Origin of the sequence: Photobacterium sp. SKA34 (genome assembly GCF_000153325.1) — a bacterium.
Lineage (GTDB): Bacteria > Pseudomonadota > Gammaproteobacteria > Enterobacterales > Vibrionaceae > Photobacterium.
In genome coordinates this window covers 221,816-234,342 of record NZ_CH724141.1, presented here as the reverse complement: position 1 = coordinate 234,342, position 12,527 = coordinate 221,816, and the positions used below count along the sequence as shown (strand labels likewise).

Below are 12,527 nucleotides of genomic sequence, written 5' to 3'. Positions count from 1 at the left end.
CTATGGGATAGAATCGCGCTTAAAAGGTGCGACTGTCGAAACACGAAAAGCAGAACGTCAACTGCATAGCAAACCGATACTGGACGAGTTGTACGAGTGGATGACATCTCAACAAGTGATAGCGTCTAGCCCGCTGGGTAAAGCGATAAAATACACGCTCGGCCAATGGCCGAAGGTGATCCGCTATATCGATGACGGTCACTTATCGATAGACAATAACCGCGCTGAACGCGCAATTAAACCGCTGGTCATTGGCAGAAAGAACTGGTTGTTCTCGAACACGCCAAATGGTGCTGATGCGAGTGCGATGCTTTACAGCATCGTCGAGACTGCGAAAGCCAACGGCCTTATCCTCTACGACTACATGGTCAAGTGCATGAAAGAGCTCGCGAAAGCTGAGCCCGATATCGATGCACTCCTACCTTGGAACCTCAAACACTAACAAATATCGCCCCGTGGGTTCATGGGGCGTTTACAATATAACAATCATGTGTATTAATATTAAACATTAATTTATTTTAATTTCATTAAAATTATGACTTTTATCACATCGTACTTGTTTATATTTTTAGGTAATAAAAAAGCGCTAATCATAGCGCTTTTTTAAATTTGGATTAATTTGAATAGGGATTATAAGCTGTCCTTGCTGTAATCGATATTCTTAGTACATTTTTTTTCTTTAAGAATGATATAAAATGCACCTACAATGAATGCTAATACTAAAGCAGTGTCCATGATTCACCTGTGATAAAAATAATTTTTAATAATGGCTAAAAATTAACTCTTATTTTATGTCTCGTTAAACAAAGATAATTTTTAGAACGAAGAAATGATACAAGAATCCCATATCTATTTCACCACAGTGGTTATCATTTTGTAAAATTCAAAATAAATGATTCGAAAAAGTATTATTACAAAATGTTAGTTAGGATAACCGTTACTTCGTAGTGAATTATCCTAACATTAAACAAAAACTCAATTTACGCAATGTTACAACCAACGTTCTTGACCTGTGAAACTAACAGAAAGCCATGTTTCACCAAGATCAGCCTCCAATTTATCCCATATGATTTGACGAATATTATCTTGTTGCTTTGTCGTCCATCTTTTTTCATCTTTTACCAAGATGTTAATTTCTAAATCATATTGACGACCGATTTTAGCAAAATGATGAGTATAATCATCGAAGTCATACTTTTCAGAAAGCTCTGCAATAACTTGATCGACATGCTCTTGAACGCTGTCTTGTGGTGCGACAAGCAAAACTTCCTTTAAATTTCGTCTTAAAACTTTTATCGGTAATACTGATGCTGCGATAGATAATGTTGTTACAAGAATAGGATCGACATAGGCATTCCACTTAGAATACCCCATTGCATCAAATATAATAACTAAGATAAAACCAACTAGTATTGCAGCACTTAAGATGGCGTCAACTAACCATTCTTGCGAATCAACTCGGACTAATTCGGAGTCAACACTGCGTGCGATAGAGGTTTCAAAAAAGTAAATCGAAAAACAACTGACGGTTGAGAGGACAGCGTAGATAATCGCATCTCCCAAAATAATATCGTGACCACCTTGTATTATTGTTTGTATGCCAGTCACAAAGGCAAATAAACATGTTACTAAAATTAATAGACCATTTACCACGTTGATAAGAGGTTCAAAGTGGGCATAACCAAATTGAAACTGTTCATCATCCGGCTTTGAAACTAAGTATGCCGTATAAAGGCTAAGTCCTGTCATCCCCATACTTAAAAAAGAGAACATACCATCTAATAAAATAGCATTAGAACCAACGTACAGGCCGTATCCAATACCAAGCGTAGCAACAAAAATTGTTCCTACTAATGATATCTTCAGGGCCATTCTCTCTTTACTAATTTTACGGCTTGTCGCCATAATATCCCCCTAGTATTAATGATAAAAAATAACGTAACTACCCGTTACAACAATAAAACGTCAATTTAAAACATCTCTATATTTAATAATATAGTGACAAATACAATATCATTAAAAGAGCTTTTAGGGGAATTTTTGATATTTGTTCAATATTAAATAGATACGAAAACATCTAGCCTAATCCGTAGAAGCTTAGAGATATAAAACAAAGAATTCAATAAGTTATTAACTAATAAAAATATAATTTTAACCATACACATTAGATGCAACAAAACCTTAATGTGTTCGATATATCGATTATTATTCTTCACGAACAAGCTCTAAGCGTTCAACATCACTATAGAAAGAAACCATTTTTACTCGGCTCAAATCAAATTCAAAGCTACTTTTATCACACATTTTCTGCTTATCTGCATCAAGCTTCATTCTGTTTCTTTTTTGTTTATTAAATGATGCTAAGTACTGATCTTTTATAAACTCACAACGTGCTAACTTTTCACATGCTTCATAACTTTGCTGGTTGAGCATTTCCCAGTGTTCGTTAAATTGTGACAAAGCAATATGGAGTTGTTTGTAGTTTTGATCACTAATAAAACCTTTAAGTTCTGTGATTTTTTGATATTGAGAATCTAGAAATGAGCTAAAGAAATGAGAACCACGTTGGGATTGGTGGTTACCGCAGTGTTTATCAACAAACTGCACCCCTTCTTTATCTGAAGAATTAGCAACTTCAATCGTTGAACAAGCAGTTATTAATAGCGATATAAATATTATTGAGGTTAGCTTCATGACATGCCCGTTTTTAAACTACATGCCTAAATTATGACTCAAAAGTTTGAATTATGTTTTCCCTGTAAGGATTATCTTAGAGATAAGACGCCATATTTAATATAAAAAAAGCAGTGAACGATTCACTGCTTTGATTTTGGTGAAACCGACATTACTGTGACTTAAATATCTCAGCTGTTTCTAGCTGTGTCATACGGCGTATTTGACGCCATACAAAATAGAATATACCCATCATCATCAGCATAGATGGAATTGCTATCATCGGGTAACTTAGCAATGTTAAACGTCCTAATTCTTCATTAAATGCTTCAGTTCCTGATTTACTGGTCACTATCACTGTCGCCAGGATATAATTCATCACAGATGAAAAAAGAAACGTACTAGCAAACATGTAATTAGAGTGCGTTAAACAGCGATCAAATAAATGCTCATTGTTCTTTTCTTTTAAACGTTCATTAATGAGTCCTAAGTTCAGCACGCTATCATTTAACACTAATTTGCGTACAACCGGAAACTTAGTGAATGTTGAACCAAAAACAACAATACCGATAAGCCCAGGGATTAAAGCTTCTTTAATCGCTAACCATTTGGTATCAAGTTCAAGTAAACCAATACCACCAGTTAGAAGAACACTGACAATACCTAACAAGGCTATGAAGTTATATTTCTTATAACGAATAAGCTCATAGCCGCCAAAAATAACAGGAAAAGCCAATGCTGCTAGTAATCCGCCTACCGCACCGAGTTCATCATCGCCACTAAACTTCATCAGGATCACTGACGGTATAATAACGTTAAAAACAATTTCACTTAACGGGTTTGATTTTCTTTCAGCCATAGTCTGACAATACTTCCTTTGTTTACATTTATTTTACGTTAGTCACTTTGCATTGTTCCGTTTCTAAACAACACTGTAAAGAGCAATATGGTTACAAACTATTACTTTTTCAATAGACATAAGGAATAGCGCAATGCTTGATATCCACCATTCAATATTGGTTGTGATTGACGTACAAGGCAACCTCGCGCAACTAATGCACAAAAAGGATCATTTTTTTCGTCAAGCTGAAATTATGGTAAAAGGCGCAGAACTATTTGATTTACCAACATTATGGCTTGAACAGTTACCCGATAAACTTGGCACAACAATTCCTCAAATAGCGCAGCCTCTTAATCAGCAAGGATTAACTCCCATTGCAAAAGAAAGCTTTAGTGCCGTTCAAAATATTAGTTTTTTGGAGCAACTACAATTAAAACAACGTAAGTCGATCATCATTATTGGCATTGAAGCACATATTTGTGTTTATCAAACCGTTATTGATCTTATTGCTGAAGGCTACCAAGTAACTGTAGTAAGTGATGCGATAAGTTCACGGACAGAAGAAAACAAACAGATAGCACTTAATAAAATGCAACGTGCAGGTGCACAAATCAGTACAACAGAAATGGTACTGTTTGAATTACAGCGGGTCGCCTATGGCGATAGATTCAAAGCCTTACTAAATTTAATTAAGTGAACGTTGCGAAAGTAAGCAACGCTTACCTCTTTGGCTGAAAGTGTAATAGAAAGGCATAACATTATTGAATAACGCTATGCCTTTAATGTGTCGATAATAGTAGAGCTGTTGTTGAAAAAGTGACTACATTGATAGAGCCATAAGAAAACTGGCAACAGACATAACAACGCTACTGATAACGAGCATCACTGTAACAGGTTTACTCTTTGTAATAATCGGCATTAACCATAAACTTAATCCTAAAGCCATCAAACCTATACTTGAAATTCGAACGACAAAGCCAGTTAAGTCACCGAGTTCAGCCTGTTGTAACAATAAGCTCATACCCTGCATATTCGATAGTATTGCCACAACACCAAGCACTAAACCACACACAGGTAAAAAGGTATTAAGTTTTGTTAATTTATGCTCAGATTTTACTAACATACAATGAGCAACTAAACTTCCGCCAACAATAACATTAGCGATAAATTGTATGGCTAGTAAATAACTAATACCATGATTTATCACCCCTTCTATAAAGTACAGTCCACTCCAAACCACAACCAAGAATAAAAACGACTTTCGCCATTTGTCACTGCCAATTAAGTGCTTTTCACATAACCAATAAGCCATGGTCGATATCAAAATAGTTAAGCAGAAAAAGGTTTCAAGACCAAAACTTGATTGACTATAGATTTGCGACAGCATTAATGTGCCTTCTCGCAATAACATTGAAGTAATTAACAGTAACCAGATCAGGGGGAAGTTTTTAAGTACCCTATCAAATTGTCCAAAACATAGTTTCCCCGATAGCATAATCACACCAATAACAATAAATGCGCCGATGGAAAATTGTGATAAAACCTGAGACAGTAAAAATGGCCAGTCAGTCCACTGCATGACAACTCCTATACAGTATGGATAGCAACTAACGCTTTAATAAGCGTTTTAACAGTACTAATATTGAGAAAGCGCTATTTTGCCCAAATGCCTACCTAAGTGCAAAAAGAAAAGGGATAGCTTCTTGGTTATCCCTTTTTGTTCACCAGTAAAAAAGCGTTGCTTAACTAATCAAGTGGTCGTGTTTTTAGCATAAGTAGGGTCAACATGGTGGCCATGGCTGCAATAATTGCCATGGCTAAATAAGTTAAACTAAAGCCATGTTGTAAGATCTGTGGATCAACGATATCTGTAATATCAGTAGAAGTCACTTGGCTATGAAAGACAGCAGAACAAACGGCTACACCAATAGCACCGCCAAGTTCCCGCCCAAAGCTAAACATTGACATCCCAATACCGCGATCTTGAGGGGGTAAAATGTGCTGCACTACAACACTGAGCGCAGGCAAGGTAAATCCAAGTCCTAAACCCGCTAACGCCAATGAAATATGTACATAAAAAGAAGCATATAATTGCGCGAGTGCACATGTTGTTAAAATAAAGCCAATAACAACGACACGCTTATAGAACCCAGTTTTAGCAATGTACTTACCCGCAAAGTAGGCTCCAGTAGTAATACTAAACATGAATATCACCATGATCAGTCCGCTTTTCGATGCTGTCATCCCTTGCTGCCACTGCATTTGTAATGGTAAATACACCAACACAGCAAACATTAATAACTGTGAACACAAGATCAAAAAGACACTTGTTATATAACCTGATAATTGGATTAACTTACGCGGTAAAATGGGATCAGACACCGAACGTTCAACCACTATGAGCATAGCGATAACAAAAAGAAATAATCCAACGAGCAGACTTTTCGATAAATTCGCTTCTGGCGAGATAATCAATAACAATAACGTTGTCGCTACCATTAAGAGTAGTGCGCCACCCCAATCAAAACGACTCTTACGGCAAACACTTAAATGATTGAGATTTTTATTAATTAGCCATACTGCTATTATTCCTAGTGGTATATTTATCCAAAAAACCCAGCGCCACGTTAAATGCTCAGTAAAAAAACCGCCAAGCAATGGCCCTGCAATACTAGAAACAGCATAAACAGCAGAGATATATCCCTGATACTTACCTACTTCTTTCGCAGGTATTGAATCAGCAATCACAGTAAAGGCTAACGCAATTAAACCACCACCACCAACTCCCTGTAATACACGCGATGCAATCAAGGTATTAATATCTTGAGATAAACCACACGCTATAGCACCAAGAACGAACAACGTAATGCTAATATTTAGCATCCGAACTCGTCCAAATATATCACTCAATTTTCCATATAAAGGAAGTACCGCAGTAGAAGCTAAAAGATAGGCAGTAACAACCCATGTCAGTAACTCTCCCGCGTGTAATTCTTGCCCTATCATTGGTAAAGGTGTCGTTACTATGCTTTTTTCTAGTGATCCAAGCGCAATAACTAACGCTACACTGCCAAAAATTGTCTTAGGGGGGGTCATATAATTCTCCTTCACCCTATAAGATACCGCATACTGTCACTCCTTGAAATAAAGTGATGGTTTATAAATCAATTACTTTACAATTGATGTGTAAATAAGAATAATTACTTATTGTCTAATAAAAAAAATCATTTTTTACGATACTTTCACTGAATAGTTAAAGACCATTGATGGATACTTTTTATGTTTATTTACTGAAAGGATTTGACGAATCATTAGCTAAACAGGTATCTTAATTTACATAGAAAAATAAGATTATTTTAATGCTTTCAATCGATGTGTCGTTGCCATTTCAGTTCAATTGACGAGGCATTGTATAAAAATGATGTATTTACTGTGACACTTGTTGTTAGCAGTATCAATTTACAAGTGAGATACCAATGAACGCAATTATCAACGTTAATGTATTTGATGGAAAAACGACTCTTAACAATCAAGCTATTTTTGTTAAAGATGATGTTATTCAACGTATCATTCCAATGTCAGACGTAAACCAATCAGAACTTCCTGAAACAGTGGTTGATGGTAAAGGCTTCTTAGCATCTGCTGGCTTTATTGATCTTCAAATTAATGGCTGTGGTGGCGTATTACTTAATACTGCTATCAGTAGTGAAACACTTGATATCATGAACGAGACCAACTTAAAAAGTGGTACTACTCAGTTCTTACCGACCTTTATTACAAGTGACGGTACTTCATTAGTTGAAGTTATTGAAATGCTAGAAGCCACAGAGCAACCAGAACAACAAGGTGTTTTAGGTCTTCACATTGAAGGTCCTTTTATCAGTGTTGAGAAAAAAGGCGCACACCGCGAAGAATTCATTCGTGAGCTTGACGAAACAACTGCGCAATACTTAGCTGATAACGCAGATAAAATCTGTGTACTAACCGTTGCCCCTGAAAATACATCACAAAAAGTGATCGATATTGTTCGTGAATCAGGTATTACCGTTTCTTTAGGCCACACTAACGCCACTTACGATCAAGTAAATGCGAAATCTGGTCTAGAAATGGCAACTCATCTATATAATGCAATGACACCACTTGGATCTCGTGAGCCTGGTGTTGTTGGTTATATTTTCGATAAAAAGCCACATGCAGGCATTATCGTTGATGGTATTCACGCTTCATACCCTTCTGTCCGTATTGCACATGAGATCATGGGTGAACAACTATTCATGGTAACAGATGCTGTTGCACCTGCAGGTACAGACATGACTGAGTTCGATATGGCTGGTCTTAAAGCTTACGTTAAAGATGGTAAGTGTTTTTATGCTAATGGCACAATTGCTGGCGCTGCAGTTACAATGATCCAAGGCTTAAACAACTTGATTAATCACGTTGGCCTTTCTCGTGAAGAAGCTCTACGTATGGCTACACTATACCCGGCAAAAGCGATTAAGATCGATAACGAGTACGGTATGTTAAAAGCAGGCTACAAAGCAAATATCACGTTGCTTTCAGAAGACAACCAAGTTAAGCACGTATTCCAAATGGGTAAACACGTTTTCTAAGTTAGTTACCTAAAATAGTAAACTAAGTATATGGTTAAAATCCAATTGTCTTCATACAGTTGGATTTTTTATTACTTCTACCTGACGATGATATGTAGCTATTTGGTTAAATACTCATTTGTAAGCGGGTTAAAATAAAAAGGCCAAGTCAGTCTCTGACTTGGCCTTAAATTGACTAATTACCTCTATCTAAACTTTCTAATTTATTAGTAGATAGTTGGGATAAATTTCTTGTCGTTTTATTGTCAGTTTCAACTTTTTCTTCCTGTTGAGTATTAAAAACAACGCGCTTAGCAGCCATAGACATTTGATACTCTCTTAATTTGAAATAGCCATATGTCACGGCAATAGAGAAGAATAAGTAAGATAACGAGAATACAAACGGAGAGTTAATAACTTCAGCTTTTAGGCCCCACATAACACCTACAATTGTGATGGTAAGTTTAGCCATCATTCCTATTAACAGTAATAGTAATGCTAATTGTGGGAAACGCGTTGAACGAAATGCTAACCAATATGCTGTTCCTACAGATATGGCAGCAATACCAAAGCCGGCAGCAAATGAATGAAAATGTTCACCAGATAAAACACCACCGATCGATGACAATAAAAAAATCAATGCTAGTTTCATATTTGCCTCTCCAATTGTGAAGCTAAAAATCGTAAATATTGCTACTGGGTATATTTTCTCATTTTAAACGCAATATGTATATATGAATTAAAAGATTTCATTTTTGATATATTTAATAATTAATGTTTAATAACAATCAATAAGCACTTAACGCTCTTAAAATTAAGGATACTATACTGATATAATCATCAATTGTTAATTTATTGATAAATAAGTAACATTCTTCTTTTAACTCTACATTTAGAAGATCTGTCAGTAAATCAGTGTAACGTTAGATGAAAACACTACTGTATTAGGACTAAAATCACATATTATGAGTTTAATCATCCAAAGGTTTAAAAATAGAGGTTAATTTTTAGCGATATAAATAAATGGTTAATTTTATCACTTTTTCGTTTCTGTTCTTGTTGTCACTTTAATCTACATCACGTTAAAGCAGTACGTTGTCAGATCATCATGAGCAAATTAATACTGCCATAACCTCTGTTAACAATCATAAATTTAAGAGTTAGCTCACTGTTTAACATTAAACCTCATTCCTTAGTCTTTATTTCATTCAATAAATCTTTTTATCTGTCGATACGCTTTAATTAGTCAAATAAGGCCAATCACTCTAACTAAGGATGGTTAAACATGGCAACAATTCTCGACAGTGTTAATCAACGAACCCAATTAGTAGGAGAAAACAGGCTCGAGCTACTTATCTTCAAGCTAAACAGCCAACAACTATTTGCTATCAATGTATTCAAGGTCCGTGATGTTGTTAAAGTACCCCACCTTAATTGCCTCCCAGGATCTCATATAAATGTTAAGGGAGTAGCATCTATTCGTGGCGTATCAATCCCAGTTATCGATCTTCGAACCTCAATAGGTATGAAAGAATCCGATGTTAATGAACTGAATAACCTAATAGTGACTGAATATAATGGTTCGGTGCAGGCATTTTTAGTCGGACAAGTCATGAATATCGTTAACATGACATGGAAAGATATTCAGCCCCCCCCGATCAAGTAGGTAAGAATAATTACCTTACTGCTATTTGTGAAATACATCGTGATAGCCAAAAACAACTTGTAGGTATTATTGATGTTGAAAAAGTGCTCGCGAATATTATTGATTATAATATTAAAATTTCTGACGAATTATTGAATAGAGATATCAGTCAGCATCTACAAGGACATAAAATTCTCATTGTTGATGACTCTCCTACCGCACGTAATCAAATTAAGTCAACATTAGCTCAAATTGGCATCGACGTAGTTGAAGCAAACAATGGACAGCAAGCCTATAGTTTATTAGATCAATGGTGCAATCAAGGTAAAACGGTAACCGATGAAATATTGATGATGTTTACTGATGCAGAAATGCCTGAGATGGATGGCTACCGACTTACTCATAAGATTCGTAATGATCCTCGCATGTCAAATTTATACATAACACTCAATACCTCATTGAGTGGAAGTTTCAATGAAGCAATGACAGTAAAAATAGGATGCAATAAATTTATCTCAAAGTTCCAACCTGATCTGATTGTTGAAGTTGTACATAACCGAATGATGGAAAAATTAGCAAAGCATAACCAGTAATTATTTAGACTCTCTATCAAAACCATTAACACATTGTCTAGGTTATTTTCTTTGATAGAAAGTTAAGCATAATTTGTAACAGCTATTAAAAATACACCTAATGCAATAGCGATTGCAGCTACAATTAATAATACTTCGAATATGTGCTCTGGCATATCATTCCTATATTACGATATAATATGAATTAGTATCTTTATTAGATAATTTGATGATTATCTACTCTTAATTTCCACATACAGTATAGAGTTCTAAACTAAATCAAAGCTGAACATAACAACTGTCTTTTCACTTCATTGTAAACTCATGTTTTTTAAATTATTTGTATAATAATGTGATCGAAAACGTGAATATTAATAGTAATGATTACAACTACCATTCTTTTATTATCTTACGATCTCATTTTCATTAAGATAAATTTGCTCTCTATATAAAATATCGTAATGATTAATTATAAATACAAACAATACAAACAATGGAAACAATGGAAACAATGGAAACAAAAGAACACATCATATGAAAAAAGTAGTCACTATAAGTTTATTATTTTATTCATATTTTTCAGCCCTAATTGTAAAAGCAGACGAAGATATACCTCGTGTAATAAAATTATTTCCTGAAAAAATCACACAACATAATGTCGCTCTTCCTCTTAACCAATTTAGAGCACTCGAAATCTTAGCTGAAAAGAATGTCAGCAGCCATCAAGTACCTCGTCCTTATACAATGCCACTCACCGCCAACCATACTGAAGTATTTGATTCAGATCTTAATGATAATGGTATTCGAGATGACTATGAACGAATGCTATTAAAAAGTTACCAACGTTCAGAATATGTCGCAATGGGTATTTTAGCAGCAGAACGCTGGGATAAACTCCTTCAATTATTACACTCACAAGAGCAAATCAAGACGAGCTTACAAGCCTTAGAATTATTCAACGATAACATCGCAATAAACCAATGCTATTATTCTTTACAAAAAATAGATAAAAGCCTTATTTCACCAGTTCTTAACTATTTTAATAATGAACAATTGTTAGATGCCAAATATCAAGCAGAACTATTATTGCTTGATATTATTGGAAATAACCAAGCAAATCTCACCTTTCACCAGCAACCATGTAAGCGCTTTGCTGATTTCGCCAAAAATGTAAAAAAATGGAAACTTACCGCTATATAGCAACTAATCAAAAAAATCGTGTCACTAGGTTTATTACTTTAAATCATGCATTTGTTACAAATAACCCAAGATATTAAAAGTAAGATTTATGGTAGTATCTTTGTAAGCGTGCCATAAACACCGCATTCTAATCACTTTACTCGAAGAATAAGATCAAATCTCCAATCCAAAGGAGATTTAAAATGGCAACACGACCTACCAATCAAGAATGGCAGACTTTGTTTGAGTGCTATGAATCCAGCCAACTCACTCAACGTGCTTTTTGTGAACATCACGGATTAAGTCTTTCCACGTTTCATGCCAAACGCCAACAGTTAACACACCTTCAAACACCACAGACTAACGGCTTCGTCAAAGCAAACGTTGTAGAGCAGACAACACGTTACCATATGACGCAAATACCTACCGCGAATATGACACTTTTTGTCAACGACGTTGAGCTGAGTATTCCTCAAGGCACGCCCGCTGCCTACCTGGCAGAACTCATTGGAGCCTTGTCATGAAACATATGCTAAGTGCACCAGATATTTATCTGTATCGTGAGAGTGTCGATTTTAGAAAGTCCATCAATGGCCTCGCGGCGATTATCGAAAGTGACACCGATTTACCCTTGGGAAGCGGCGCACTATTCCTGTTTACCAATAAACAGCGCGACAAAATCAAAGTGTTGTACTGGGATAAAACAGGCTTTGCACTTTGGTATAAACGCCTTGAAAAAGCCAAGTATAAATGGCCGTCAAAAGAGAAAAATGACGTGTTTACCCTGACTCAATGCGAGCTTGATAGACTGCTTTCTGGCTTCACGATTATCGGCCATAAACCCGTTCAAATAAACGATTTTACAATGACTTAATCGATAATAAAGCTATATCCACCAAGCGTTAACGGCATGACTTTAGTATAATAAATGCCATGAAAAAGACGCCAAATATCAACCCAGAAGCCAAGATGTTGCCGAGCTACAAGCGATGGTGAAAGAGTTGTGGCGTTGCAAAACACAGCGAATC

Annotated in this window: 12 protein-coding genes and 1 pseudogene; 7 read left to right on the top strand and 6 right to left on the bottom strand. The window is 35.7% G+C overall.

The annotated features are described in order from the left end of the window. Window positions 1-442, top strand: a 442-nt coding sequence (locus SKA34_RS02405; RefSeq protein WP_006643907.1) for an IS66 family transposase, incomplete at its 5' end; no start/stop codon positions are given. A 548-nt stretch (window positions 443-990) separates the two neighbouring features. Here SKA34_RS02405 and SKA34_RS02400 read toward each other — a convergent pair. From SKA34_RS02400 to SKA34_RS02390, 3 genes are all read right to left on the bottom strand, one after another. Further along, window positions 991-1,905, bottom strand: a complete 915-nt coding sequence (locus SKA34_RS02400; RefSeq protein ID WP_006643906.1) for a cation diffusion facilitator family transporter — start codon at window positions 1,903-1,905, stop codon at window positions 991-993. A gap of 300 nt (window positions 1,906-2,205) precedes the next feature. Beyond that, window positions 2,206-2,694, bottom strand: coding sequence for a hypothetical protein (locus tag SKA34_RS02395; RefSeq protein WP_006643905.1), 489 nt, complete (start codon window positions 2,692-2,694; stop codon window positions 2,206-2,208). A gap of 151 nt (window positions 2,695-2,845) precedes the next feature. Continuing rightward, a complete protein-coding gene (locus SKA34_RS02390) occupies window positions 2,846-3,532 on the bottom strand; it encodes a VC0807 family protein (RefSeq protein WP_006643904.1) in 687 nt (228 codons plus the stop codon). A 133-nt stretch (window positions 3,533-3,665) separates the two neighbouring features. On the opposite strand from SKA34_RS02390, the gene SKA34_RS02385 reads away from it, so the two are divergent. Further along, the gene (locus SKA34_RS02385) at window positions 3,666-4,211 is read left to right on the top strand and encodes an isochorismatase family protein (RefSeq protein WP_006643903.1); all 546 of its coding nucleotides are present in this window, start codon (window positions 3,666-3,668) and stop codon (window positions 4,209-4,211) included. A 123-nt stretch (window positions 4,212-4,334) separates the two neighbouring features. Here SKA34_RS02385 and SKA34_RS02380 read toward each other — a convergent pair whose 3' ends face one another. Beyond that, window positions 4,335-5,093, bottom strand: a complete 759-nt coding sequence (locus SKA34_RS02380) for a hypothetical protein (RefSeq protein WP_006643902.1) — start codon at window positions 5,091-5,093, stop codon at window positions 4,335-4,337. Between the two features lie 167 nt (window positions 5,094-5,260). Further along, window positions 5,261-6,610, bottom strand: a complete 1,350-nt coding sequence (locus tag SKA34_RS02375) for an MDR family MFS transporter (protein ID WP_006643901.1) — start codon at window positions 6,608-6,610, stop codon at window positions 5,261-5,263. 380 nt (window positions 6,611-6,990) lie between these two features. Between SKA34_RS02375 and nagA the strand changes: the two genes are divergently transcribed. After that, complete coding sequence (gene nagA / locus SKA34_RS02370) at window positions 6,991-8,124, top strand: N-acetylglucosamine-6-phosphate deacetylase (RefSeq protein WP_006643900.1); 1,134 nt, start codon at window positions 6,991-6,993, stop codon at window positions 8,122-8,124. A 175-nt stretch (window positions 8,125-8,299) separates the two neighbouring features. On the opposite strand, the gene SKA34_RS02365 is transcribed toward nagA, so the two are convergent. Beyond that, window positions 8,300-8,755, bottom strand: coding sequence for a hypothetical protein (locus SKA34_RS02365; protein WP_006643899.1), 456 nt, complete (start codon window positions 8,753-8,755; stop codon window positions 8,300-8,302). 633 nt (window positions 8,756-9,388) lie between these two features. On the opposite strand from SKA34_RS02365, the pseudogene SKA34_RS02360 reads away from it, so the two are divergent. The 4 genes and pseudogenes from SKA34_RS02360 (at window position 9,389) to tnpB (ending at window position 12,373) form a co-directional block, all read left to right on the top strand. Next, window positions 9,389-10,341 (top strand): annotated as a pseudogene (locus SKA34_RS02360) (chemotaxis protein CheV). A gap of 513 nt (window positions 10,342-10,854) precedes the next feature. Then, the gene (locus SKA34_RS02355; RefSeq protein ID WP_006643894.1) at window positions 10,855-11,520 is read left to right on the top strand and encodes a hypothetical protein; all 666 of its coding nucleotides are present in this window, start codon (window positions 10,855-10,857) and stop codon (window positions 11,518-11,520) included. 182 nt (window positions 11,521-11,702) lie between these two features. Further along, the gene (locus SKA34_RS02350) at window positions 11,703-12,023 is read left to right on the top strand and encodes a hypothetical protein (RefSeq protein ID WP_006643893.1); all 321 of its coding nucleotides are present in this window, start codon (window positions 11,703-11,705) and stop codon (window positions 12,021-12,023) included. Then, complete coding sequence (tnpB, locus tag SKA34_RS02345) at window positions 12,020-12,373, top strand: IS66 family insertion sequence element accessory protein TnpB (RefSeq protein WP_006643801.1); 354 nt, start codon at window positions 12,020-12,022, stop codon at window positions 12,371-12,373. Before SKA34_RS02350 ends, tnpB begins: the two co-directional genes overlap by 4 nt. Window positions 12,374-12,527: the final 154 nt, after the last annotated feature.

Excerpts from the sequence above, each read along its gene's own strand:
- SKA34_RS02400 (WP_006643906.1), bottom strand. The coding sequence starts at position 1,905 with ATGGCGACAAGCCGTAAAATTAGTAAAGAGAGAATGGCCCTGAAGATA.
- SKA34_RS02395 (WP_006643905.1), bottom strand. The coding sequence starts at position 2,694 with ATGAAGCTAACCTCAATAATATTTATATCGCTATTAATAACTGCTTGT.
- SKA34_RS02390 (WP_006643904.1), bottom strand. The coding sequence starts at position 3,532 with ATGGCTGAAAGAAAATCAAACCCGTTAAGTGAAATTGTTTTTAACGTT.
- SKA34_RS02385 (WP_006643903.1), top strand. The coding sequence starts at position 3,666 with ATGCTTGATATCCACCATTCAATATTGGTTGTGATTGACGTACAAGGC.
- SKA34_RS02380 (WP_006643902.1), bottom strand. The coding sequence starts at position 5,093 with ATGCAGTGGACTGACTGGCCATTTTTACTGTCTCAGGTTTTATCACAA.
- SKA34_RS02375 (WP_006643901.1), bottom strand. The coding sequence starts at position 6,610 with ATGACCCCCCCTAAGACAATTTTTGGCAGTGTAGCGTTAGTTATTGCG.
- nagA (WP_006643900.1), top strand. The coding sequence starts at position 6,991 with ATGAACGCAATTATCAACGTTAATGTATTTGATGGAAAAACGACTCTT.
- SKA34_RS02365 (WP_006643899.1), bottom strand. The coding sequence starts at position 8,755 with ATGAAACTAGCATTGATTTTTTTATTGTCATCGATCGGTGGTGTTTTA.
- SKA34_RS02355 (WP_006643894.1), top strand. The coding sequence starts at position 10,855 with ATGAAAAAAGTAGTCACTATAAGTTTATTATTTTATTCATATTTTTCA.
- SKA34_RS02350 (WP_006643893.1), top strand. The coding sequence starts at position 11,703 with ATGGCAACACGACCTACCAATCAAGAATGGCAGACTTTGTTTGAGTGC.
- tnpB (WP_006643801.1), top strand. The coding sequence starts at position 12,020 with ATGAAACATATGCTAAGTGCACCAGATATTTATCTGTATCGTGAGAGT.